Annotated in this window: 17 protein-coding genes; 5 read left to right on the top strand and 12 right to left on the bottom strand. The window is 67.9% G+C overall.

The window, feature by feature from the left end; genetic code table 11:
* Positions 1-305, top strand: a 305-nt coding sequence (locus AX690_RS12765; RefSeq protein WP_231732194.1) for a hypothetical protein, incomplete at its 5' end; no start/stop codon positions are given.
* On the opposite strand, the gene AX690_RS12760 is transcribed toward AX690_RS12765, so the two are convergent.
* The 7 genes from AX690_RS12760 to AX690_RS12730 form a co-directional block, all read right to left on the bottom strand.
* Positions 302-1,408, bottom strand: a complete 1,107-nt coding sequence (locus AX690_RS12760; protein ID WP_013078702.1) for a sugar kinase — start codon at positions 1,406-1,408, stop codon at positions 302-304. The genes AX690_RS12765 and AX690_RS12760 overlap by 4 nt on opposite strands.
* A gap of 6 nt (positions 1,409-1,414) precedes the next feature.
* Positions 1,415-2,089, bottom strand: a complete 675-nt coding sequence (locus AX690_RS12755) for a bifunctional 4-hydroxy-2-oxoglutarate aldolase/2-dehydro-3-deoxy-phosphogluconate aldolase (RefSeq protein ID WP_004616830.1) — start codon at positions 2,087-2,089, stop codon at positions 1,415-1,417.
* Between the two features lie 724 nt (positions 2,090-2,813).
* Positions 2,814-5,543 carry a phosphoenolpyruvate carboxylase gene (gene ppc / locus AX690_RS12750; RefSeq protein WP_066684326.1) on the bottom strand — a complete coding sequence of 910 codons (2,730 nt, stop codon included), beginning with the start codon at positions 5,541-5,543 and terminating at the stop codon, positions 2,814-2,816.
* Between the two features lie 174 nt (positions 5,544-5,717).
* Positions 5,718-6,473, bottom strand: coding sequence for a 2-dehydro-3-deoxy-D-gluconate 5-dehydrogenase KduD (kduD, locus tag AX690_RS12745; RefSeq protein WP_066684328.1), 756 nt, complete (start codon positions 6,471-6,473; stop codon positions 5,718-5,720).
* Positions 6,474-6,629: 156 nt separating this feature from the next.
* Entirely contained in the window at positions 6,630-7,469 is an 840-nt protein-coding gene (gene kduI, locus AX690_RS12740) for a 5-dehydro-4-deoxy-D-glucuronate isomerase (protein ID WP_062099878.1), read from the bottom strand.
* 24 nt (positions 7,470-7,493) lie between these two features.
* On the bottom strand, positions 7,494-8,957 hold the full coding sequence (gene uxaC, locus AX690_RS12735) for a glucuronate isomerase (RefSeq protein WP_066684330.1): 1,464 nt from the start codon (positions 8,955-8,957) through the stop codon (positions 7,494-7,496).
* Between the two features lie 108 nt (positions 8,958-9,065).
* Entirely contained in the window at positions 9,066-10,139 is a 1,074-nt protein-coding gene (locus AX690_RS12730; RefSeq protein ID WP_066684332.1) for a LacI family DNA-binding transcriptional regulator, read from the bottom strand.
* A gap of 159 nt (positions 10,140-10,298) precedes the next feature.
* On the opposite strand from AX690_RS12730, the gene AX690_RS12725 reads away from it, so the two are divergent.
* The gene (locus tag AX690_RS12725; protein WP_066684335.1) at positions 10,299-11,807 is read left to right on the top strand and encodes a UxaA family hydrolase; all 1,509 of its coding nucleotides are present in this window, start codon (positions 10,299-10,301) and stop codon (positions 11,805-11,807) included.
* Positions 11,808-11,890: 83 nt separating this feature from the next.
* Entirely contained in the window at positions 11,891-13,339 is a 1,449-nt protein-coding gene (locus AX690_RS12720; RefSeq protein ID WP_066684337.1) for a mannitol dehydrogenase family protein, read from the top strand.
* Here the strand turns inward: AX690_RS12720 and AX690_RS12715 are convergent.
* The 3 genes from AX690_RS12715 to AX690_RS12705 form a co-directional block, all read right to left on the bottom strand.
* Positions 13,336-13,896 carry a sugar transferase gene (locus tag AX690_RS12715; protein ID WP_066684339.1) on the bottom strand — a complete coding sequence of 187 codons (561 nt, stop codon included), beginning with the start codon at positions 13,894-13,896 and terminating at the stop codon, positions 13,336-13,338. The two genes, AX690_RS12720 and AX690_RS12715, sit on opposite strands and share 4 nt — an antisense overlap.
* Before the next feature lie 15 nt (positions 13,897-13,911).
* Positions 13,912-16,569 carry a polar localization protein TipN gene (locus AX690_RS12710; protein ID WP_066684341.1) on the bottom strand — a complete coding sequence of 886 codons (2,658 nt, stop codon included), beginning with the start codon at positions 16,567-16,569 and terminating at the stop codon, positions 13,912-13,914.
* A 153-nt stretch (positions 16,570-16,722) separates the two neighbouring features.
* On the bottom strand, positions 16,723-16,932 hold the full coding sequence (locus tag AX690_RS12705; protein WP_066684348.1) for a hypothetical protein: 210 nt from the start codon (positions 16,930-16,932) through the stop codon (positions 16,723-16,725).
* Between the two features lie 231 nt (positions 16,933-17,163).
* Between AX690_RS12705 and cysD the strand changes: the two genes are divergently transcribed.
* Both cysD and cysN read left to right on the top strand, forming a co-directional pair.
* A complete protein-coding gene (gene cysD, locus AX690_RS12700) occupies positions 17,164-18,132 on the top strand; it encodes a sulfate adenylyltransferase subunit CysD (RefSeq protein ID WP_082769641.1) in 969 nt (322 codons plus the stop codon).
* Position 18,133: 1 nt separating this feature from the next.
* A complete protein-coding gene (cysN, locus tag AX690_RS12695; RefSeq protein ID WP_066684352.1) occupies positions 18,134-20,041 on the top strand; it encodes a sulfate adenylyltransferase subunit CysN in 1,908 nt (635 codons plus the stop codon).
* Here cysN and AX690_RS12690 read toward each other — a convergent pair.
* The gene (locus AX690_RS12690; protein WP_066684356.1) at positions 20,029-21,228 is read right to left on the bottom strand and encodes a major facilitator superfamily domain-containing protein 6; all 1,200 of its coding nucleotides are present in this window, start codon (positions 21,226-21,228) and stop codon (positions 20,029-20,031) included. The two genes, cysN and AX690_RS12690, sit on opposite strands and share 13 nt — an antisense overlap.
* A gap of 4 nt (positions 21,229-21,232) precedes the next feature.
* Positions 21,233-22,942, bottom strand: a complete 1,710-nt coding sequence (gene metG / locus AX690_RS12685) for a methionine--tRNA ligase (RefSeq protein ID WP_066684354.1) — start codon at positions 22,940-22,942, stop codon at positions 21,233-21,235.
* Positions 22,943-23,137 lie beyond the last annotated feature (195 nt).

Here is a 23,137-nt window from a genome sequence, read left to right as displayed (position 1 = left end):
ACCCGCCTGAACTCAACACGGTTGCTCCCCCGCATCGCGGGGGAGGATCTTGGAAAAGGAGCTCAGACATGCCCTCCCCTCGCAAACCCCGGCGCAACGGCGCCTCCCGCTCGGCGCGGCGGCGGCGGCATGAACAAGCCTGGCTCACCCGGAAGCTTCAGGAGCGCTTCCTTCGGTTCGCCGAGATTCTTGCTGAGAAGGAACGCGACGACACGGATGTCTACAACCCGCCCCACGTCAAAGAAAAAGTCCCCGGCCTTGCGGCCGAGGACTTCTCCTTGTTCTTCAGGGAACGAGAGCTTTAGCGGATGACCCGCGCGCCCTTGCCCTTCATCACGGCCTCGACCTCGGCGGCCTTCACCATCGAGGTGTCGCCGGGGGTGGTCATGGCCAGGGCGCCGTGAGCCGCGCCGTACTCGACGGCGGCCTGCGGGCCCTTGCCTTCCATGAAGCCGTAGGCCAGGCCCGAGGCGAAGCCGTCGCCGCCGCCGACGCGGTCGTAGATTTCCAGGTTCTCGCGCATCATCGAGGCGTAGAACTGGCCGCCGGCGTACAGGATCGCCGACCAGTCGTTGACCGAGGCGGTCTTGGCGTTGCGCAGCGTGGTCGCGGCGACCTTGAAGTTCGGGAACTCCTTCACGGCCGTCTCGATCATCTTCTTGAAGTTCGCCGGGTCGATCGAGCTGATGTGCTCGTCCAGGCCTTCCACTTCGAAGCCGAGGCAGGCGGTGAAGTCTTCCTCGTTGCCGATCATCACGTCGACGTACTTGGCGATGTGGCGATTGACCTTCTGAGCGCCTTCCTTGCCGCCCTGCGACTTCCACAGCGAGGCGCGGTAGTTCAGGTCGTAGGAGACGATCGTGCCGTACTTGCGGGCCACCTCAACGGCCTCGATCACGGCTTCGGCGGTGTTGCTGGCCAGGGCCGCGAAGATGCCGCCGGTGTGGAACCAGCGCACGCCTTCCTCGCCGAACAGCTTTTCCCAGTTCACTTCACCGGGGCGGATCTGCGAAGCGGCCGAGTGGCCGCGGTCCGAGCAGCCGAGCGCCGGACGGACGCCGAAGCCCTTCTCGGTGAAGTTCAGGCCAACGCGCGTATTGCGGCCCAGGCCGTCGAAGTCGCGCCAGATGACGTGGGACTGGTCGACGCCGCCCTGCATCATCAGGTCCTCGACCAGCCAGCCCAGGTCGTTGTTCGGCAGGGCCGTGACGACGGTCGAGCGCTTGCCCCAGCACTTACGGAACGCGCGGGCGACGTTGTACTCGCCGCCGCCTTCCCAGACGTTGAACTGCCGGGCGTTGCGGACCCGGCCGAAGCCCGGATCGAAACGCAGCATCACTTCGCCGAAGCTGGCGCAGTCCCACTTGGTTTCCGAAGCCGGACGGATGTTCAGGATGTTGTCGGTCATTTGGTCTTAGGCCTTCCCACGAACCTTCTTGATCAGATCGACGGTCTCGCGGACCTTCTTGGAGATGCCCGCGTAGTCCTTGGCGTCCAGCAGCTCTTGCGTGATCAGCTTGGAGCCCATGCCGGCGGCGACGATGCCCGCGCCGAACCACTTCTTCACCGAGGCCTCGTCCGGATCGACGCCGCCCGTCGGCATGATGCGGGTCCAGGGCATCGGGCCCAGCACCGCCTTGACGAAATCGGGACCGCCGACCGACGAGCCCGGGAACACCTTGACGATCTCGCAACCCAGTTCCTCGGCGTACGAGATTTCCGAGGCCGAACCGCAGCCCGGCGAGTACGGGATCTTGCGACGGTTGCAGACCTTGGCGACGTCGGCGTTCAGGATCGGGCCGACGACGAACTTGGCGCCGTTGGCGATGTAGATGCCGGCGGTCGGGGCGTCGACGATCGAGCCCACGCCCATGATCACGCGCGGATCGGCTTTGTCGAAGTGTCGGGTGACTTCGTAGAAGACGTGGCTGGCGAAATCGCCGCGGTTGGTGAACTCGATGCAGGGCGCGCCGCCGTCGGCGCAGGCCTGGATCACGTTCTTACAGACCTCGACGTCCGGGTGATAGAACACCGGGATCACACCCTGGTCCATCAGGGCGGTCAGCACCGCCATACGGTCTTTCACCATCGCATTCTCCTTCCCGAAGGCTCGTTCTTGCGCGGACCGCCGGAAAGACGCCCGCGTGAGCAAAATTTCGCCGATGCCGGCTCAGGCCGTTCCCTTAGACCGCGTTGCGGACAGGCGCCACAACTGGCTTGCCGCTACGTCAAACTAAAAGGCGGAACGCGGGGCGGAGCCGTCGGGCTCGCGATCCGCGCGAAAGACACTGGTCCTCGCTTCCTTCCCCAAACCTTTTGCGGCGCCTCCCCTCGCCCGGCCGCCGACGCAAAAGTGAGGGCGCCGGCATGACCCGGCGCCCCGGAGTTTGCGCAGGAGCGAGCTCAAGGAGCCGCAAACGATACGGACCGACCACGACGCCGAGCCGAAACGTAATGACACCGGTGTCACTCGAGAGGGAGGGAAAGTGGCCAAGCCACTTAGCCACCGGTGTCATGCGCAGATAAACAGAAAGCGACGGGGAGCGCAAGCGGGGTTGAAGCGGGATTCTGGGATGGGCAAGCAGTTGAAAAGGATAGGTTTTGGCCGACTGGAAGAACGATGATCAAACAGCCGACCTCCCCGGCGAATGCCGGGGCCCAGATTCATCCGGAATGTCTGGGGATGACGCGCCTTCTGGCCTCGCCCGCCCTCTGCGTCTGCGGGCTCGATCTGGACCCCGGCAGGAGTTTACGCTCGGGCGCGCAGAGCGCGACCCGTGGCGCCGGGGAGATCGGATTCTTGAGCGGTCAAATCACCCCGTATTGCGCAGGCCCGCGGCGATGCCGGCGACGGTCAGCTGGATCGCCAGACGCAGCTCCTCGTCCTGGTCCCCCGCCCGGCGACGCGACAGCAGCTCCAACTGCAGGTGGTTCAGCGGATCGACGACGCGGCCCGCCAAGGCCACGGATTCGGCGAGGTCGGGCTGGTTGTCCAGCAAACTGGACCCGCCGCGAATGGCCAGGGCCAGCTCGGCCGCCCGCTCGTGCTCGCGCCGGATGGTCGCGAAGATCCGTTGGGCGCTGTCCTTGTCCGGCGACAGCGCGACGTAGCGCGAGGCGATCGGCATGTGGCTCTGGGCCAGGGCCAGCTCCATGTTCGACAGCAGCGAGGCGAAGAAATCGAAGTTTCCGGCCAGGTCGCGCAGTTGCTCGACCGACAGGCCGGCGCGATCGACGCCCGATGCGAAGCCGTACCAGCCCGGCAGCATGAACCGCGACTGCGACCAGCTGAACACCCACGGGATGGCCCGAAGGTCCTCGATCTTGCGGCTGGCTGTCCGGCTGGCCGGACGGCTGCCGATATTGAGGCCGACGATCTCGCTGATCGGGGTGACCGACCAGAAGAAGTTCTCAAAGGCCGGATCGTCGTACACCAGGGCGCGGAAGCCGTGGAACGAGGCGTCGGCCAGGGCCGTCATGGCCGCGTCGACCTTGGCGTCGGGCTTAACGACCGGGCGCTCGCTGGCGATCAGCACGGCGGCGGCCAGGCCGTCGAGATTGCGGCGGGCGGTGGGCTGGTCGCCGAAGCGGCGGGCGATCATCTCGCCCTGCTCGGTCATGCGGATGCGGCCCTGGACGGTGCCGGCCGGCTGGGCCAGCACGGCCTCGGCGGCCGGTCCCCCGCCCCGCCCAACGCTGCCGCCCCGGCCGTGGAACAGCTGCAGGCCCACGCCCATCCGGTCGGCCTCGCGCGCCAGGGCCGAGGCCCCGACCGCGACGCCGCGCCGGCTGGCGACGTACCCGCCGTCCTTGTTGCTGTCGGAGTAGCCGAGCATGATCTCCTGCACCGGCCGGTCGCCGAGGATCGAGCGGGCCAGCGGCAGCTCCAGCCACTGGCGCAGGACGGCCGGGCCGTTCTCGAGGTCGCCGATGGTCTCGAACAGCGGCGCGACCTTGACCGAGGCGCGCGGCGCCGCGCCGCCCCAGACCAAGCCGACCTGCTTGAGCAGGACCAGCGGCTCGAGGATGTCGGACAGCGTCGCCGACTTCGAGATGATGTAGGCCCCCAGGCAGCCATGGCCGTAGTCGCGCACCGCCTGGGCGGCGGCGGTCATGGTCGCCAGCTCCCTGGTCGTCTCCTCGCTGTACTCGGTGAACGGCGAGACCAGCGGACGCTGGTGCGACAGCTCCTCGATCAGCAGCTTGCAGCGGGCCTCTTCGGAAAGCTTCAGGTAGCCGACGCCGGAGCCGGCGCGCTCGTAGAGCTCGTGGATCGTGCGCTCATGGACGTCGGCGTTCTGGCGCAGGTCCAGGCTCATCAGGTGGAAGCCGCAGGCCTTGGCGACGTCGACCAGGGTGCGCAACGCCGTGCCGACCAGCCGCTCGCCGCCGTTGCGCTCCAGGCTGTCGATGATCACCGACAGGTCGGCGATGAAGGCGTCCGGATGGCCGTAAGGCTCGACGCTGGTGACGCCCGTGGCGAAGGCGACCGGCTGGCCGGTCAGCTTCTGCGACACGGCCGTCAGGCGATCGAAGATCAGCTCCAGCGCCAGGCGATAGGGCTCGTCCAGGCGGTGAACCGACGGATTCTTGGCCTGGGCGGCCAGGGCCAGCAGCTCTTCCGACACCGGCGCATAGGCCGTCGAGACGGCCAGGTTCGACCACAGCTTGCGGACCTCGCCGGCGTACCAATCGAGGATCACGCGGGACTGGCTGGCGAAGGCCAGCTTCAGGGTCTCGCCGTTGACGCCGGGGTGGCCGTCGCGGTCGCCCCCCAGCCACGAGCCCAGCTTCAGCAGCGGGGCGAGATGGCCGTGCGAGCCGATCTTGCTGGTCCAGTCGCCGTAGAGGTCGATGATCGCCGGCAGGATCGAGGTGCGGACGATCGACAGGGCGTTGCGGATCTCGTCCTTCACCGTGATCCGCTCGGGCCGGTAGAGGCGCGTGCGCCACATCAGGGCGATCTCGCGGAACAGGCTCTCGCGGATCTCGGCCTCGAGATCCGGCGGCAGGTGGTGGCGACGCAGGGCCATCAGGCGCGAGATCTCTGTCTCGCGGTCGACCATGCTGCGGCGGCGCACCTCGGTCGGGTGAGCGGTCAGCACCGGTACGACGTTCATCGCCGCGAAGGTCTTGGCCAGGTCCTCGTCGGTCTTGCCTTGGCGCTTCAGCAGCTTGACGGCGTCGACCAGGGTGCGGGGGCGTTCGTCGCCCGGCTGGGCGTCGGCCTCGGCGTGGCGACGGCGGCCGGCGACGTCCTCGCCGATATTGGCCAGCAGCGAGTGGCTGGCGAAGGCGCGGGCCAGGAACACGGCCTGATCCTTCGAAAGGTCGGAGAACAGGTGATCCAGCACCGGCGCGTCGCCGTTGGCGACGTCTTCGTGCGAAGCGACCTTGCGCGCCCGAGCCACCAGGGCGGCGGCCTCCTCGCCTTCCAGATAGGCGATCGCCTCGACCAGCAGATCGCTCAGCAGATTGGCGTTCTTGCGGACGTGTTGGCTGGTCGGACGATCGACGTCGATCGACAGGGCCGGGTTGCGCATGCGCGGACTCCGAGGACCCCGAGCGCCGGGATCCCATGCAGGCAGAAGGTTCGAGGGCGCGTCGCGGCGGGGAGACTTGACGCTAGGGCGCCCTCTAGCCTTGTTCACCAGACGAGAAAACCCGCTCGGCACGATGGTTGCGCTACCATCGACCGATTGCGTGTTTTTATTTCGTCAGCGGGCCAACCAGCCCCCGTCCACGGGCAGAGTAATCCCCTGGACGTAGTCGGAAGCCGACGAGGCCAGGAACACGGCGGCGCCGCCGATGTCCTCGGGACGACCCCAGCGACCGGCCGGAATGCGGGCCAGGATCGCCGCGTTGCGGTCCTGGTCGGCGCGCAGGGCCTCGGTGTTATTCGTGTCGAAATAGCCCGGCGCGATGGCGTTGACGTTGATCCCCTTGGTCGCCCACTCGTTGGCCAGGATCTTGGTCAGGCCGGCCAGGCCCGACTTGGCGGCCGTGTACGACGGCACGCGAATGCCGCCCTGGAACGAGAGCAAGGAGGCGATGTTGATCACCTTGCCGCCACCCTGCTTCAGCGCCTGCTTGGCGAAGGCCTGGGTCAGGAAGAAGACGACCTTCAGGTTGGTGTCCATCACCGCGTCCCAGTCGGCCTCGCTGAACTCGATCGAGTCCGCGCGGCGAATGATGCCGGCGTTATTGACCAGGATATCGACCTTGCCGAACGCGGCGACGGTCTCGTCGACCACGCGCTGGACCGGTTCGGTCGAGCCGAAGTCGGCCTTGATCGACAGGAACTTGCGGCCGAGGGCCTCGACGGCGGCTTGCGTCTCGGTCGGTTCGCTACGGCCCGCGGCGGCGATGTCCGCGCCGGCGGCGGCCAGGGCGATGGCGATCCCCTGCCCGATCCCGGTGTTGGCGCCGGTGACGAGCGCGACCTTGCCTTCGAGGCTGAACGGATTGGCCATGGTTCTGATTTCCTGATCCAAAAATCGTGTCATCCCGGAAGCCTCGCAGAGGCTATCCGGGACCCAGGGGCGACCGCTCAGCGCGCGGTCCTGGGTCCCGGGTCTTCGCTACGCTTCGCCCGGGATGACACGGAGGAAGCGCCTAGCCTTTCGGCCCTACTTCAGCTGGCAAATGTCCAGCACGTTCATGTCGGTATAGTCGAGGTTCTCGCCGCCCATCGCCCAGATGAAGGTGTAGTTGGCGGTGCCCGAGCCCATGTGGATCGACCACGGCGGGCTCATCACGGCTTCCTCGTTGGCGATCACGATGTGACGCATCTCGTCCGGCTCGCCCATGTAATGGAAGACCCGGTCGTTCTCGCCCAGGCCGAAGTAGAAATAGGCTTCCGAGCGACGGTCGTGCAGGTGGGGCGGCATGGTGTTCCAGACGCTGCCCGGCTTCAGCACGGTCATGCCCAGCAACAGCTGGGCCGACTTGCAGGTGGTCGGCACGATGTACTGGTAGATCGTGCGCTCGTTGGAGGTCTCCAGCGCGCCGCGCTCCAGCGGGATCGCGTCGGCGAAGGCCAGCTTCTTGGTCTCGAACGCGGCGTGGGCCGGCAGGCTGACCAGGTAAAAGCGCGCGGCGCCGTCGACGCCCTCGAAGGTCACGTCCTTGGCGCCCATGGTGACGTAAAGGCCGTCACGCGGAACGATCTCGTAGACAACGCCGTCGACAGTGACCTTGCCGGTGGTCTCGCCGACATTGATCAGGCCCAGCTCGCGGCGCTCAAGGAACGGGTGGCCGGCGGCCGAGGCGGGCTCGGTCTGGTCGGGCAGCTTGATCGGGCTGGTCGCCACGACGCCGCCGACGACGAAACGTTCGGCGTGGTTGTAGGTCAGGACGATCTGGCCGTCCTGGAACAGGCCCTGCATCAGGTAGCGGTCGCGCAGGTCGTCGTTGCTGACCGCGAACATCATGTCCGGATGGGTGGCGTGATAGGTCTTGGCGAACATCAGGAAGTCTCCGGAAAGGGTGTTCTATTCGGCGGCGGCGCGCAGCGCGGCGGGACGGGCCCAGTCCGGACGCTGGTCGAGCTTGTAGGCCTTCTTAGGCAGGTTGTACGTCAGGTCGACGATCAGCTCCTCGGCCTCGACGAGATCCATGCGGTGCTCGGCGACCATGCGGGCCAGGAAAGCGCTGTCGACACGGCGGGCCACGTCGTGGCGTGCCGGGATCGACAGGAAGGCGCGGGTGTCGTCGTTGAAGCCGACGGTGTTGTAGAAGCCGGCGGTCTCGGTGACCTGCTCGCGGAAGCGCATCATGCCCTCCGGGCTGTCGTGGAACCACCAGGACGGGCCCAGCTTCAGGACCGGATAGTGGCCGGCCAGCGGGGCCAGTTCGCGGCTGTAGGTCGTCTCGTCCAGCGTAAACAAGATGATCGACAGGCGCGGATCATTGCCCAGGCGGGTTAGCAGCGGCTTCAGCGCATCCACGTACTCGGTGCGCATCGGGATGTCGGCGCCCTTGTCGCGGCCGTGGGAGTTCAGCAGGCCAACATTGTGATTGCGGTGCGAGCCGGGGTGGATCTGCATGACCAGACCGTCGTCCAGGCTCATCTTGGCCATCTCGGTCAGCATCTGGGCGCGGAACAGCTCCGCCTTCTGCGGCGTCACATTGCCCTTCACCAGGTCCGCGAACAGGGCCTCGGCCTCGGCGTCGGTCAGATCGGCCGTGGCCGCGGTCGGGTGACCGTGGTCGGACGAGGTCGCGCCCGCCTCGATGAAGGCTTGGCGGCGCAGGCGGTGCGCCTCGAGGTAGGATTTCCAGCTGTAGACGTCCTGGCCGGACACCTCGGCGAAGCGCTCGAAGGCGCGCGGGCTGCGCTCGTCCTCGAAGTCGATGACGGCGTCTGGACGGTAGGCGGTGATGACGTGACCGCCCCACCCGCTCTCGCGGATCGCCTTGTGATGCGCGAGGCTCTCGTGCGGGCCCTCGGTGGTGGCCAGGGTCTCGATATTGAAACGGTCGAACAGGGCGCGGGGGCGATAGGCTTCGGTCGCCAGCGCCTCGGTGATGCGGTCGTAATAGGCGTCCGAGTTCGAGGCTTCGAGGAACTCGGTGAAGCCGAACACCTGACCGAACACGTGGTTCAGCCACACCCACGAGGGCGTGCCCCGGAACAGGTGGAAGTTGCTGGCGAACACGCGCCAGGCTTCGCGCGGGTCGGTGTCGGGAACACCGGCCTTCGAGCGCACCTTCAGCGCGTCGAGCTGGATCCCCTGGCTGTAGAGCATTCGGAACAGATAGTGGTCCGGCGCCAGCAGCAGGTCGGTGGCGTCCTGGAACGGCGCGTTGGTCGCGAACCAGCTCGGATCGGTGTGGCCGTGCGGGCTGATGATCGGCAGGTGCTTGACCAGGCCGTACAGGCCCCGGGCGTAGGACCGGGTGGTCGGGTCGGCCGGAAACAACCGGTCATCATGGAAATTCAGAGGCCTGGGCATGGCTTAACGTCTGCTCCCTGTCTGACCGGCGACTTCGCGATGAGGCGCTTTGGCCCGCTTGGTAACCGGTGTCATGTTACGATGCAAGCCGCGGGCGGCCGCGAGCATTCACGCCGGAACCGGGCCCGAGGACTCGCGCACCACCAAGCTTGGCTCCGTGGTCGTAAGGTCGCGCGGCTCAGGACGTTCGACTCCCAGCAGCTTCTCGGCGGCCATCCGGCCGATCTCGCGCGTCGGCGTGCGCACCGTGGTCAGCGGCGGCCACACCGCCTGGGCGATCTGGAAGTCGTCAAAACCGACGACGGTCACGTCTTGCGGAACCGAAAGACCTGCCTTGCGGGCCGATTGCAGCACGCCCGCGGCCATTTCGTCGTTGCCGCAAAAGATCGCGGTCGGACGCGGGTTGCGCGCCAGGAGAATGTCTCCGCAAGCCACGCCGGACTCGAAGGTGTAGCCGCCCTGGACGATGTCCTCCGGCGCCAGCTTCAGCCCCGCCTCGGCCAAGGCCTCTTCGAAGCCCCCTCGCCGCTCGTGCGACGAGCGGAAGGTGGCGGGACCCGAGATGAAGGCGATCCGGCGGTGCCCCAGGGACAGGATGTGCCGCGCGGCCTGGGCCCCGCCCAGCCGGTCATGGCCGACGATCATGTGCTCGGGCTTGTCCAGCTCGACCGAGGCGATGCGGATATAGGCGCAGCCGATCTCGTTGAGCAGCTTGGCGACGCGGTCATCCTCGGAGACCGACGGCGGCAGCACCACGCCGAACAGCTTCTGGCGCTCCACGAAGGCTCGAATATCGGCCAGGAAAGTCGGGCTGGAACGGTCGCAAGGGTGCACCACCAGTTCGAAGCCGGAACCGCGCAAGCCGTCCAGCAGGCCCAGTTGCATGTTCACGACGTACTGCGGATTGGGGTTGTCGTAGATCATGCCGATCAGGAACGATCGACGGAACGCCAGGCCTCGCGCCTGCGGATCAGGCGCATAACCCCACTCGGCGATGACCGCCTCGATCCGCTCGCGCGTCTCGTCGCGAACGAAGGGCGACTGGTTGATGACGCGCGAGACGGTCTTCTTCGAAACGCCGGCCAGACGCGCGATATCGTTGATCGTCGCCCGGCGGCGTCCGCCCTCGACGCCGGTCTCGCTTTCTTCCGGATTCGAGGAAGGCGTATTCGAAGCAGTCACGGCGTTCCCAGCGGCTTTGTTTATTTTGGCTTGTCATACTCTAGCGAGACGGTGATCGCCACCTACGACGAAACATCGACTTGCCGCCAATCTGACACCGGTTACCATGTCACTGATCTTTTCTTTTGGCGATCCCCGCCCCGAGGGCGAGACTTCACGATGACTGATGCGCTCCAGCCGCAACGCGAATCGATCCACCCGGTCGACCCGCGCGACCACGTCGCCACGTCGCTGCGCGACATCGCCCGCGGCGAGGCTGTGGACTTGCATGGCCAGGCCATCACCGCGCGCGCCGACATCCCCAAGGGCCACAAGATCGCCATCCGCGCCGCCAAGGCCGGCGAGGACGTGCTGAAGTATGGATGGCCGATCGGCCGAGCGCTGGCGGATATCGCCGTCGGCGATCACGTCCATGTCCACAACGTCGCCACGCGTCTGGAGGGCGTCGAGGACTTCGCCTGGACGCCCGCCCCACCCGAACCTCGACAAGAACCGACGCCGCGCGCCTTCCAGGGCTATCGGCGCAAGAACGGCCGGGCCGGAACGCGCAACGAGATCTGGGTGCTATGCACCGTGGGCTGCGTGGCCAACACCGCCCGCCGCATCGCCGAAAGAGCCAGCCAGCGCTTCGCCGGCCGCGTCGACGGCGTCTTCGCCTTTCCCCACCCGTTCGGCTGCTCGCAGCTGGGCGATGACCTGGCCCACACCCGCAAGCTGATCGCGGCCTTGGCCAGCCACCCCAACGCGGGCGGCGTCCTGCTGCTGGGCCTGGGCTGCGAGAACAATCAGCTCAAGGCTCTGCTGGAGAGCGCGCCGGAGATCGATCACGAACGCCTGCGCGGCTTCACCACCCAGATGGTCGAGGACGAGCTGGAAGATGGCCTGGCCGCCGTCGAGGCGCTGGTCGAGATCGCTGAGCGCGACCGCCGCGAGCCGATCCCAGTCTCGGACTTGGTGGTCGGCCTCAAGTGCGGCGGCTCGGACGGCTTCTCGGGCGTCACCGCCAATCCTCTGGTCGGCCGCATCGCCGACAAGGTCGCCGACGCCGGCGGCACGCCGGTGCTGACCGAAATCCCCGAGGTGTTCGGCGCCGAGGGCGTGCTGCTGGCCCGCGCCGCCAGCCGCGAGGTGTTCGACCAGGCCGTCTGCGTGATCGACGACTTCAAGCGCTACTTCATCGACAATCACCAGCCGATCTATGAGAACCCCTCGCCCGGCAACATCGCCGGCGGCATCACGACGCTGGAGGAGAAGTCCCTCGGCGCGGTCCAGAAGGGCGGCCGCGCGCCGCTGGTCAAGGTGCTGCGCTATGGCGAGCGGGTCGGACCGCACGGCCTGACCCTGCTCGAAGCGCCCGGCAACGACGCCGTGTCGTCGACAGCCCTGACGGCGGCGGGCGCCACCGTGATCCTGTTCACGACCGGACGCGGCACGCCGCTCGGCTTCCCCGCCCCTACGCTGAAGATCGCTTCGAACTCCGGCCTCGCCCAGCGCAAGCCGGGGTGGATCGACTTCGACGCCGGCCAGGTGCTGGCGGGCGTCTCGATGGACGAGGCGGCGAACGCCCTGATGGATCTCGTGGTCGAAACCGCCTCCGGTAAACCGACCAAGGCCGAGCTGAACGGCGAACGCGAGATCGCTATTTGGAAGTCCGGCGTGACCCTCTAGAGATTGGTCAAGCCAATTGTCACCGAGGCCAGACTACAGCATGTAGGCGGCCTGAACGTTCCTTCGATCTCTAGGCGCTTCCCTTGACCGCTTCCTCCGAGACCTCTTCCGCCCTGCGTTTAAGCGCCACCAGCTATCCCGGCGCGATCCCGGGCGTCGCCCTGCCCGTCTATGACCGCGACAAGGTCCAGATCGGCGTCGTTCACTTTGGTCCCGGCGCCTTCCACCGCGCCCACCAGGCCTTCTATTTCGACGAGCTACTGGCCAAGGACCCGCGTTGGGGGATCTGCGCCGTCTCGCTGAAGAGCCCCGGCGTCCGCGACGCCCTGGAGCCGCAGGACGGCCTCTACACCCTTGCGCAGCTGGACGCCGAGACGACCTTCCGGGTGATCGGCTCCATCCAGGAGGTGCTGGTCGCGCCGGAGGATCCGCCGTCGGTCTTCGCCCGCCTCGCCGCGCCGACCACGCGCATGGTCACCCTGACCGTCACCGAGAAGGGCTACACCCTGTCGGCGGAGGGCGGGCTCGACGAGAGCCACCCCGATATCGTCCATGACCTGGCCCATCCCCGCGAGCCCAACAGCGCCGTCGGCTACATCGTCGAAGGCCTGCGTCGCCGTCACGCGGCGGGCCTTGCGCCCTACGCCGTGGTCGCCTGCGACAACCTCGCCGACAACGGCTGGCGCCTGAAGGCCGCCGTGGTCGCGTTCGCCGCCAAGCTGGACGCCGAGCTCGCCGCCTGGATCGAACGCGAGGGCAGATTCCCGCGCACCATGGTCGACAGCATCACCCCGGCCACGGACGACGCCTTGCGCGCCCGAGTGCTGACCGCGACTGGTCTGGAGGACGCCTGGCCGATCCAGCGCGAGGCCTTCACCCAGTGGGTGGTCGAAGACGTTCTGCCGGCGGACGCCCCGGACCTCGCCAGCGTCGGCGTCATCCTGACCGACGATGTCCGCGGCTTCGAACGCGCCAAGCTGCGCCTGCTGAACGGCGTGCACTCCACCCTCGCCTATGCCGGCATCCTGCGTGGGCATGAGACGGTGTTCGAGGCGGTCAGCGATCCCGTGCTGGAAGCCCTGGCGCGCGACATGATGGTCAAGGACATCATCCCGACCCTGACCGCGCCGCGCGGCCTGGATCTGGCCCAGTACGCCGAGGCCATCCTGGCGCGCTTCCGCAATCCCGAGATCCGCCACTACCTGTCGCAGATCGCCTGGGACGGCTCGCAGAAACTGCCCTTCCGCATCCTCGGCACGCTGACCGAGACGCTGGACGCGGGCCGCTCGATCGAGCGCCTGGCGATCCCGCTGGCCGCCTGGATGCGGTTCGTCGCCCTGCGCGCCAAGGCCGGCGAGGCGATCACCGATCCCCTGGCCGAAGCGCTGACCGCGCTGGGCGTCGCCGCGACCGGAGAGGCCAAGACAGACGTCGCGGCCTTCCTGGCGCTGGACACGGTCTTCCCGGCGGCTCTGGCGAACAACCCGGCCTTCGTCGCGGCGCTCGAGAAGGCCTACGCCGCCCTCGGCTAGCGGGTCACGCCCCTGGCGGTCAGCACCGGCACGACGGTGCTGACCAGGATCTTCAGGTCGAACAGGAACGAGCGCCGGCGCAGGTACTCGGCGTCGAGCGCCACCTTGTCCGGAATGGCGAGCTCGTCGCGACCATTGATCTGCGCCCAGCCGGTCACGCCGGGGCGCAGCGCGTCGACGCCGGCCGCCTTGCGCGCCGCGATCAGGTCGTCCTGATTGAACAGCGCCGGGCGCGGACCGACCAGGCTCATGTGCCCGACCAGCACGCTCCACAGCTGAGGCAGTTCGTCCAGGCTCAACTTGCGCATCAGCGGCCCGACCGGTGTCAGCCAACGGTCGGGGGCGTCCAGCAGATGGGTCGCGACCTCGGGCGTGTCGATCCGCATGGTGCGGAACTTGGGCATCGGAAACAGGGACGAGCCCTTCCCCACCCGCTGGGACCAGTAAAGGCCCGGACCAGGCGACGTCAGTCGCACAAGCAACCATAGCGCCAGCATCGGCGCGGCCAGCACGATCAGGCCGACCGCCGAGGCCAGCAGGTCAAACGCACGCTTCAAGTCGAACGTCCAGAACTAGCCGAGGTCGCCGCTGGCGGCGTCGAGCAGCAGATAGGCCCGCCCGGCGTCCGAGGACAACAGCGCCGCCATCAGGAAGCCTTCGCGGTCCTGCCCAGCCGCTTCCTCGACCATGCCGGCGTAGCGCTTGATAAAGCGCTCGGCGTTGCCCTTCAGAGTCGAGTCGGAGAACAAGCGGCGGACAAGGCGACGGATGGCGGCGGGCGCCAGTCGCTTGACCACTTCCCGGGCGCCGCCGGCGTCGCCCGTCTGCAAGGCGGCGGCGATCTCGTCGATGCGCGGACGCGGCAGCAACGCGTGCGGGTCGATGCCCATGGCGGTGATCTCGGCCGCCAGCTTCTCGCCCAGGGCGGCGTCGCCCTGCGAGCCGCTTTCGATGCCGGACAGCAGGTTGCGCCAGCTCCAGCCGCCCTGGCCCCCGTCTTCCCCAGCGGGCGGCGCGGCCTTGCGGGTGCTGGCCTTCTCGAAGACCGAGCGGAACTCCTCGTCGGTCGCGGTCGGCGTCAAGCGCAGACGGCGACGGTCGCTCGGCGCCTCGCCTTCGTCGTCGAACTCCGCCATCGGCAGAGGCTGCGGCTGGGACGGCTTAGCGGCCGCTGGGGGCAGCGGCGGCGCGGCGCGGCCCTTGGCGGCGGACGATGACGCGGCGCGCGCCGCAACGGTCGACACGCCCGCCGCGGTCACCGCGCCGGCCGCCTCGCTCAGCATCTCGTAATTGCGGCGCACGCGCTCCTGGAACGCCTGATCGATCGCGGCGGTCTCGTCGGCCGTACGGCGCACGGCGTTCATCAGCTGCTCGACGCCCTGCTCGATCGAGACGCGAACCTCGGCGGCCTTCATCAGGGCTTCCGACGGCAGTTCGGCGGTGCGCTTGCCGATCTCCGACAGCATCGCCTCCAGCTCGTCCAGCGTGCCGCGCGCGGCTTGCACCGAGTCCGCCAGTTTCTGGGACGTCCGCGCCCCAGCCTGTTCGACCATCTGGGCGGAATGCTCGATGATGTCGCGCGCCTCCTCCATGCGGGCCTCGAACACCGCGTCGGCTTTCTGACCGGCGGCGAAAGCGATCTCGTTGAGCTGATCGACGCGGCTGCGGGCGGCCTCGACGCGGGTTTCGACGCCCTGAGCGGCCTTCAGCGCGGCGTCGGCCATGGCCTCCATCGCCGCCTTCAGCTCTTCCTCCAGCAGGGTCCGCTGGTTCTCGGCGACGTCGCCGATCATCTCGAGCGTCTTCTTGGTCTCTTCCGCCAGGGCGTCCTGACGCGCCTTGGCGCTGTCGGCCATCTCCCGGAACTGATCGGCGGCGGAGCTGATCAGCCCGCGCAGGATCTCGGCGCCCATCGCGGCCTGGTCGGAGAGCTCGGTGGCGCCCACGCGGGTATAGGCGACAAACTCGGTGAGCTGCGCGGTGCGGGTCTCCGCCTCGGCGGCGAAATCCTCCTGCTCGGAGCGCAGGGCCTGGCTGACCTCGAGCAGGGCGGCGCGCTGAGCGGCCAGGGTCTTCTCGACGGCCGCGACCTGGTCGCTGACGCCAAGGCCGGCGCTCTCGAGGCGGGCGACCTGACGCGACAGATCCTCGGCCCCGACGCGCGCCGCGTCGGAAGCTTCCGCGGCGGCGGCGGCGAGGTCCGCGGCGCGGGCGGCCAGAGCCGCCTCGGCTTCGCGCAACTGAGTCTCCGCCAGATCGGAGGCCTCGGCGACCATGCGGGCCTGGCTGCCGATGGCGTCGACCACCGCCGTGGAGCGAGCGTCCAGCGACTGCGACAGGGTCTCCATCGCCGTACGTTCGTGGCCGAGGCCCTGCGCGAGCTGATTGGCCATGCGGGCCGACTCGGCGGCCGCCTCGGCCAGACGCGCGGTCTCCTCGGCCAGGGCCTCGCGCAGGGAAATGATGTGCTCACGGGCTCGCTCGGCCGCGGCGGCGGCTTCATCGACACCTTGGCGCATGGCGTCCACGGCGCTGGAAGCGCCGACGGCGGCCAGAGCGGCGGGCGTTACAATGCGGTCCGTCGCGGTCCGCGTCCGGCGCAGCTCGTCGGAGATTCCCGTCGCCTGCCGCAACAGATAGGCGCCCAGCAAGGTCATCAGAGCCGGGCCGATCGCCAGGCTGGCGAAAACCGTGAAGGCGAAACCCTCGACCTGGAAGGCCGGCACGCCTCGGGCGTAGCCGAACGCAAAAGCGATCGGCGCCAAAGCCCAGAGGGCGGCGATCGCCGAGGCCAGCGTCCAGAACAGCGCGCCAGACATGCGACGCGGCGACTCTTCCGTCTCAAGCGCCACCGGCGTGGAGCCCGGCGGCAGGCGAAGATCAAGCGCGGCGTCGCGCTTCTCCGCCTTGGCGGGCGTGGCGCGCTCGGGCTCGGCGATCGGCGCCAAGGGCTGAGATACCGACAGCGACGGCGCGGGCTTCAGCTCCGGTTCGGCGAAATTCTTGGGCTGTTCGGGCTCGGCCTCCCGTCGGCGACGCGACCGCACGGTCGTCGGCGGCGGAACATCCAGATCGTCGTTCAGGGTCAGCGGCTCAGCGGAAGTCGGTTCGATCACGGGATCGGAGAACGACGTCGATTCGGGAAGCTCGGGCGCGACGCTGCTCTCTTCCACGGGAGGAGCCGTCGGCGTCGCGGAGAAATCGAACGGTTGTCGCTTCTTAGGCTTCATACACAGCCAGAGTCCCAGGGCGTCGGCGGGGGGCGCTGAGACAGCCTTCGCGCGCCGGCCCCTCCTTCGCGTGTCGGATGAACCTAACGATGAAAAGCCTTGACGAAAAGCGGCTTTGGTTGCGTTCGCACAGGTGCGACGCCTAATCGCGGCTTAAGCGGCCTTGGGCGTGGCCGAGGGCGCCGCGGTCGGGACCGGCTGCGGCTTGGCGGCTTCGGCGCGCGGCGAGCGCGCCACGGTCTTCACGGCATGAGCGTGGCCAGCCTTGTGGGCGCGCGTCTCCGTCGCCACGCCAAACTGGCACAGCGCGAAAGAGGACAGCCAAACGACCGCCACCGCCAACATTTCAGCCAAGAAGGCCATGACCCGCCTCGAAAACGATAGCGGCGTTATGCGAGAGTCTCGCGCAGCGCGCGAGTGAAAATTCCGTCATGAACGCCGAAGCTTGCGAAGGTGTGGCGCCAATCCAACTGACAGCGCCTCCAGATTTCCGGCGTTGCCGCTGGCGCTCGCCAGGCCTAGGTCGCGACATAGGTTCGACGTCGTTCCCGTCCAGGAAGGCGTACGGACATTTTCCCTTTGCGGAACTTCGCCTTGGCCCTTACCGAATTCGCACCCGCAGCGCTCCCGCCGGAACCGATGAAGACGATTGAGATCTCGCCGGCCCGCCTGACGCACCTCCAACGCCTGGAGGCCGAGAGCATCCACATCCTTCGGGAAGTGGCGGCCGAGTGCGAACGCCCCGTCATGCTGTACTCGATCGGCAAGGACAGCGCGGTGATGCTGCACCTGGCCGCCAAGGCCTTCTATCCCAGCAAACCGCCCTTCCCGCTGCTGCACGTCGACACGACCTGGAAGTTCCGGGACATGTACGCCCTGCGCGACCGCATCGCCTCTGAGCTGGGCTTCGACCTGATCGTGCACAAAAACCCGGACGCCGAGGCGCGGGGGATCAACCCGTTCGACCACGGCAGCGCCCTGCACACCGACCTCTGGAAGACCGAAGGGCTCAAGCAGGCGCTGACCAAGTACGGCTTCGACGCGGCCTTCGGCGGCGCCCGCCGCGACGAGGAAAAGAGCCGGGCCAAGGAGCGTGTCTTCTCGTTCCGCACGGCCGAACACCGCTGGGATCCCAAGAACCAGCGCCCGGAGCTCTGGAACCTCTACAACACCCGCAAGCACCCGGGTGAAAGCCTGCGCGTCTTCCCGATCTCCAATTGGACCGAGCTGGATGTCTGGCAGTACATCCATCTGGAAAACATCCCGATCGCGCCGCTGTACTTCGCGGCCGAGCGCCCCGTGGTCGAGCGCGACGGCGCGCTGATCATGGTCGACGACGACCGCTTCCGCCTGCGCGAGGGCGAAGTCCCGCAACTGAAGAGCGTCCGGTTCCGCACCCTGGGCTGCTATCCGCTGACCGGCGCGGTCGAAAGCACGGCCGCCACCCTGCCCCAGGTCATCCAGGAAATGCTGCTGACCACGACCAGCGAGCGCCAGGGCCGGGTCATCGATCACGATCAGTCGGCCTCGATGGAGAAGAAGAAGCAGGAAGGGTATTTCTGAGATGGCCCATCAGTCCGCCCTGATCGCCGAGGACATCGAAGCCTACCTGCACCAGCATCAGCACAAGTCGCTGCTGCGCTTCATCACCTGCGGCAGCGTCGATGATGGCAAGTCCACGCTGATCGGCCGTCTGCTGTACGACAGCAAGATGATCTTCGAGGATCAGCTGGCGGCCCTCGAGGCCGACAGCAAGAAGGTGGGCACCCAGGGCGGCGCGATCGACTTCGCCCTGCTGGTCGACGGCCTGGCCGCCGAGCGCGAGCAAGGCATCACGATCGACGTCGCCTATCGCTTCTTCTCGACCGAGAAGCGCAAGTTCATCGTCGCCGACACGCCTGGCCACGAGCAGTACACGCGCAACATGGTCACCGGGGCCTCGACCGCCGACGCGGCCGTGATCCTGATCGACGCCCGCAAGGGCGTGCTGACCCAGACCCGCCGGCACAGCTATCTCGTCAGCCTGCTGGGCATCCGCCACGTCGTGCTGGCGGTGAACAAGATGGACCTGGTCGGCTGGGACCAGCACGTGTTCGACGCCATCGTGGCGGACTACCGCGCGTTCGCCGATCAGATCGGCCTTTCGGTCTTCACGCCGATCCCGATCTCGGGCCTCTCCGGCGACAACATCGCGACACGCAGCGAGGCCACACCGTGGTTCGAGGGCCCGATCCTGATGGATTGGCTGGAAGGCGTCGAGGTCGAAGACGACCTGCAGGCCAAGCCCTTCCGCATGCCCGTGCAGTGGGTCAATCGCCCGAACCTCGACTTCCGCGGCTTCTCGGGCCTGATCGCCTCTGGGACCATCAAGCCCGGCGACCGCATCCGCGCCCTGCCCTCGGGTCGCGAGAGCCGCGTCGCCCGGATCGTCACCCTGCCGGGCGACCTCGACCAAGCCGTCGCCGGCCAGTCCGTGACCCTGACGCTCAAGGACGAGATCGACATCTCGCGCGGCGACGTCATCGCCGCCGCCGAGGCTCCGGCTCCAGTCGCCAACCAGTTCGAGGCCACGGTCGTCTGGATGGACGACGAACCGCTGCCCCCTGGCCGGACCTATCTCCTGAAGATCGGCGCCCGCACGGTCGGGGCCAGCGTCACCGACATCAAGCACCGCGTGAACGTCAACACGCTGGAGCACACGGCCGCCAAGCGGCTGGAGCTGAACGAGATCGGAGTCTGCAACCTCTCGCTCGACCAGGCCATCCCGTTCGAGCCCTACGCCGACAATCGCCAGATGGGCGGCTTCATCCTGATCGACCGCCTCAGCAACCGCACCGTCGGCGCGGGGATGATCAACTTCGCCCTGCGGCGGGCCGACAACATCCACTGGCAGCACACCGACGTCACCAAGGTCTCGCGCGCGGCGCTGAAGGCCCAGCGCGGCCAGGTCGTCTGGCTGACGGGCCTGTCCGGCGCGGGCAAATCGACGATCGCCAACCTGGTCGAGAAGCGCCTGCACGCCCTCGGCCGGCACACCTACCTGCTGGACGGCGACAACGTCCGCCATGGCCTGAACAAGGACCTCGGCTTCACCGAGGAGGACCGCGTCGAGAACATCCGCCGGGTGGCCGAAGTCGCCAAGCTGATGGTCGACGCTGGGCTGATCGTGCTGACCGCCTTCATCTCGCCGTTCCGCGCCGAGCGCCAGATGGCGCGCGATATCCTGGAGCCCGGCGAATTCATCGAGGTCTTCGTCGACACGCCCCTGGCCGTGGCCGAAGCGCGGGACGTCAAGGGCCTCTACAAAAAGGCCCGCTCCGGCCAGCTCAAGAACTTCACCGGCGTCGACAGCCCCTACGAGGCGCCGGAAAGCCCCGAGCTGCGGATCGACACCACGGCGATCGATCCCGTCGAGGCGGCGGAGCGGATCGTGGCGTGGCTGGAGGGCCAAGAGGTCGACTACACGATCTGATGGGGCGACTGACGGGCCAGGACGATCGCGCCGATCAGCCCCAGCCCCGCCATGCCGGCCGTCGCCAGATAGCCGAACGGCCCCAGCGCGTCGAACAACGGGCCAGAAGCGAGGGTCGCGATGCCGAGCGTGAAGCCTGACGAGAGGGCGGAATTGATCGCCTGGGCCGGCGAAGCCGCCGATGGCGGCGCCAGCTTCTCGATCAGGCGCAGCGAGGCCAGGAACGACGCCGCGAACGTCAAGGCGTGCAGGGCTTGCAGCGGGAACAGCGCCCACAGCGGCGGCTGAAAAGCATAGGCGGTCCAGCGGACCACCGCCGCCAGGGCGCCGAGGATCAGGAACCGCTCGGGACCCCAGCGACGGCGCAGGGGCTCCAGAAAGAACATGAAGCCCACCTCGACGGCGACCCCGACGCCCCAGAGCACGCCGATCATCGGCTCGCTGATCCCCTGCTTGCGCCAGAGGATGGCCGAGAAGCCGTAGTAAAAGGCGTGCGCGCCCTGGATCAGGCCAGCCGTGACCACCGCCAGCACGAAGGTTCGGTTGCGCATCAGGTCCCCTAGCCCCTTCCAGCGCTCGGCGCGGCCGGGCTTGGCGCCCTCGGCGTGGACCCGCTCCGGCGGCACCAGCCAGGCGGCGGCCAGAGCGCCGACGAAGCAGGTGGCGACGATCCAGATCGCGATGATGGTCGGCGCCGCGAAGGTCAGGATCGCGCCCATGGCGAGGTTGGCGGCGATGAAGGCGCTGGACCCGGTGCCGCGCGCCAGGCCGTAGTTGAAGCCCTCGACCCGCGCGCGCCGCAGGGTGATGACGTCGATCAGCGGCGAGACCGTCGACATCAGGGTCTGCCCGACGAACCAGGCCAGGACCAGCCAGAACAGGTTCGCGCCGGCCAGCAATCCCGCGTAGCCGAGCCCCGCGCCGACCAGCAGCAGCACCATCGGCGTGCGCCGCAGCTTGAAGCCGTCGGCCCAGACCGCCAGCACCGGGCCCGTGAAGGGCTTCAGCAGCAGCGGCACGGCCAGGATCAGGCCGATCGCGCCGCCGCTCATGCCGCGATCGCGCAGGAAGGTGCCCGCGTAAGGCAGGCTGACGCCCGAGACGAGGAACAGCGAGGCGTAGAACAGGCAGAGGCGGACCAGGGTCGGAAGGCCCTTCCCGTCCGACTGGCTGTCCGCCCCCGCGATCACCCTAGTCCGCGCCGCCGAAACGCGCCGTCCATTCGGCGATCTGGTCGTCGTCGATCTTCTTGAAGAGGACCTCCGGAACCGTGATCGCCTGGCCCACCGTCAGCTTGGAGAGCTCGGCCGCGGCGTCGTTCGACGGCCAGGCCGCCGGGAAGTCCAGGCCGAACGCCTCGCTGATCTTCTCGGCCGCGAACGGGATGAAGGGGGCCGAGATCTTGGCGTAGAGGGCCGCCAGGTTCAGGGCCGTGCGGACGATGACGGCGGCGCGGTCGCGGTCGGTCTTGATCGCGGTCCAGGGCGCGGCCTCCTGCAGGTACTCGTTGCCGACCACCCAGAGGGCCCGCAGCGCCTGGGCGCTCTTGCGGATCTCGATGGCGTCCATCTGTTCGGCCAGATCCGCCAGGCGCGCCGAGACGTCGGCGAACAGCTTCTCCTCCAGGGGCCCCGGCGCGCCGCCCTCGGGCACGACGCCGTCGAACTTGCCTTCCGTGAACTTCAGGATGCGGTTGACGAAGTTGCCCAGCACGTCGGCCAGGTCGCGGTTCACGGCGCTGGCGAACTGCTCCCAGGTGAAGGCCGTGTCGCTGCCCTCGGGCGAATTGGCCGTCAGGTACCAGCGCCACAGGTCGGGCGGGAGGATTTCGAGGGCCGCGTCCATGAAGACGCCGCGCTTGTTGCTGGTCGAGAACTTTCCGCCGTACCAGTTCAGCCAGTTGAAGGCCTTGAGCATGTCGACGCTCTTCCACGGCTCTTCGGAGCCGAGAATGGTCGCCGGGAAGCTGACCGTGTGGAACGCGACGTTGTCCTTGCCCATGAACTGGACGTAGCGGACGTCATCCGCGCCCTCGTCGGTGCGCCACCAGCGCTTCCAGTCGCGATCGGGCTGAGCTTCCGCCCACTCCTGGGTCGCGGCGATGTATTCGATCGGGGCGTCGAACCAGACGTAGAACACCTTGTCCTCGAAGCCGGGGCGCGGGACGCCGTCCTTGGCAACGGGAATGCCCCAGGCCAGGTCGCGGGTGATGCCACGGTCGATCAAGCCCTCGTCCAAATGCTTGTAGGCGATCGAACGCGCCAGTTGCGGCCAGTCGGCGTGGCTGTCGACCCAGGCCCTGATGCGATCAGCCATTTTCGTCTGGAGAAGGTAGAGGTGCTTGGTGTCGCGCACCTCGATGTTCCGCGAGCCCGAGATCACCGAGTACGGATTGATCAGGTCGGTCGGGTCCAGCAGGTTGCCGCAGTTGTCGCACTGGTCGCCGCGCGCCTTCTCGAACCCGCAATGCGGGCACGTGCCTTCGACGTAGCGGTCGGGCAGGAAGCGCTTGTCGTCGACCGAATAGACCATCTGGTCGACCCGCTCCTCGATCAGGCCGTGGTCTTCCAGGGCCTGGCAGAAGTGCTGGGTCAGGCGATGGTTCTGCGGCGACGAGGAGCGGCCGAACCAGTCCCACGACAGTCCAAAGGCGCGGCCAACGTCATGCTGCAGCACATGCTGCTCGGCGCAGTAGGTGGCGACGTCCTGGTTGGCCGCGGCCGCCGCCAGCTCCGCCGGGGTGCCGTGCTCGTCGGTGGCGCAGATATACAGCGTCTCATGGCCCCGGGCCCGCTGAAAGCGCGCATAGACGTCGGCCGGCAGCATCGACCCCGCCAGATTCCCCAGGTGCTTGATGCCGTTGATGTACGGCAGGGCCGAGGTGATCAGGATGCGAGCCATGCGGGCGCGGCCTTTCGAGGCAAGTCGGACGAAGCAAAGAAGTGTCCGCATATAGAAGGGTCGGGCCGCGAGGGAAAGGTTTGGCGACGGCGCATGCCTTCGCCGCTTCACGCGATCGCTCGCTGAAGGTGTTGGGGAGGCGACGGAGCGGCCGGGCGAACCCGGAGACCGTAGGATTTGTTGCGTTTCGGCTCG

It is taken from the genome of Caulobacter sp. CCH9-E1 (assembly GCF_001556515.1).
Classification (GTDB): domain Bacteria; phylum Pseudomonadota; class Alphaproteobacteria; order Caulobacterales; family Caulobacteraceae; genus Caulobacter.
This window is presented reverse-complemented; position numbering and strand designations above follow the sequence as displayed.

Excerpts from the sequence above, each read along its gene's own strand:
- AX690_RS12725 (WP_066684335.1), top strand. The coding sequence starts at position 10,299 with ATGACTGATGCGCTCCAGCCGCAACGCGAATCGATCCACCCGGTCGAC.
- kduI (WP_062099878.1), bottom strand. The coding sequence starts at position 7,469 with ATGTTCGCCAAGACCTATCACGCCACCCATCCGGACATGATGTTCGCG.
- AX690_RS12760 (WP_013078702.1), bottom strand. The coding sequence starts at position 1,408 with ATGACCGACAACATCCTGAACATCCGTCCGGCTTCGGAAACCAAGTGG.
- metG (WP_066684354.1), bottom strand. The coding sequence starts at position 22,942 with ATGGCTCGCATCCTGATCACCTCGGCCCTGCCGTACATCAACGGCATC.
- uxaC (WP_066684330.1), bottom strand. The coding sequence starts at position 8,957 with ATGCCCAGGCCTCTGAATTTCCATGATGACCGGTTGTTTCCGGCCGAC.
- AX690_RS12755 (WP_004616830.1), bottom strand. The coding sequence starts at position 2,089 with ATGGTGAAAGACCGTATGGCGGTGCTGACCGCCCTGATGGACCAGGGT.
- AX690_RS12710 (WP_066684341.1), bottom strand. The coding sequence starts at position 16,569 with ATGAAGCCTAAGAAGCGACAACCGTTCGATTTCTCCGCGACGCCGACG.
- cysN (WP_066684352.1), top strand. The coding sequence starts at position 18,134 with ATGGCCCATCAGTCCGCCCTGATCGCCGAGGACATCGAAGCCTACCTG.
- ppc (WP_066684326.1), bottom strand. The coding sequence starts at position 5,543 with ATGCGCAACCCGGCCCTGTCGATCGACGTCGATCGTCCGACCAGCCAA.
- AX690_RS12705 (WP_066684348.1), bottom strand. The coding sequence starts at position 16,932 with ATGGCCTTCTTGGCTGAAATGTTGGCGGTGGCGGTCGTTTGGCTGTCC.
- kduD (WP_066684328.1), bottom strand. The coding sequence starts at position 6,473 with ATGGCCAATCCGTTCAGCCTCGAAGGCAAGGTCGCGCTCGTCACCGGC.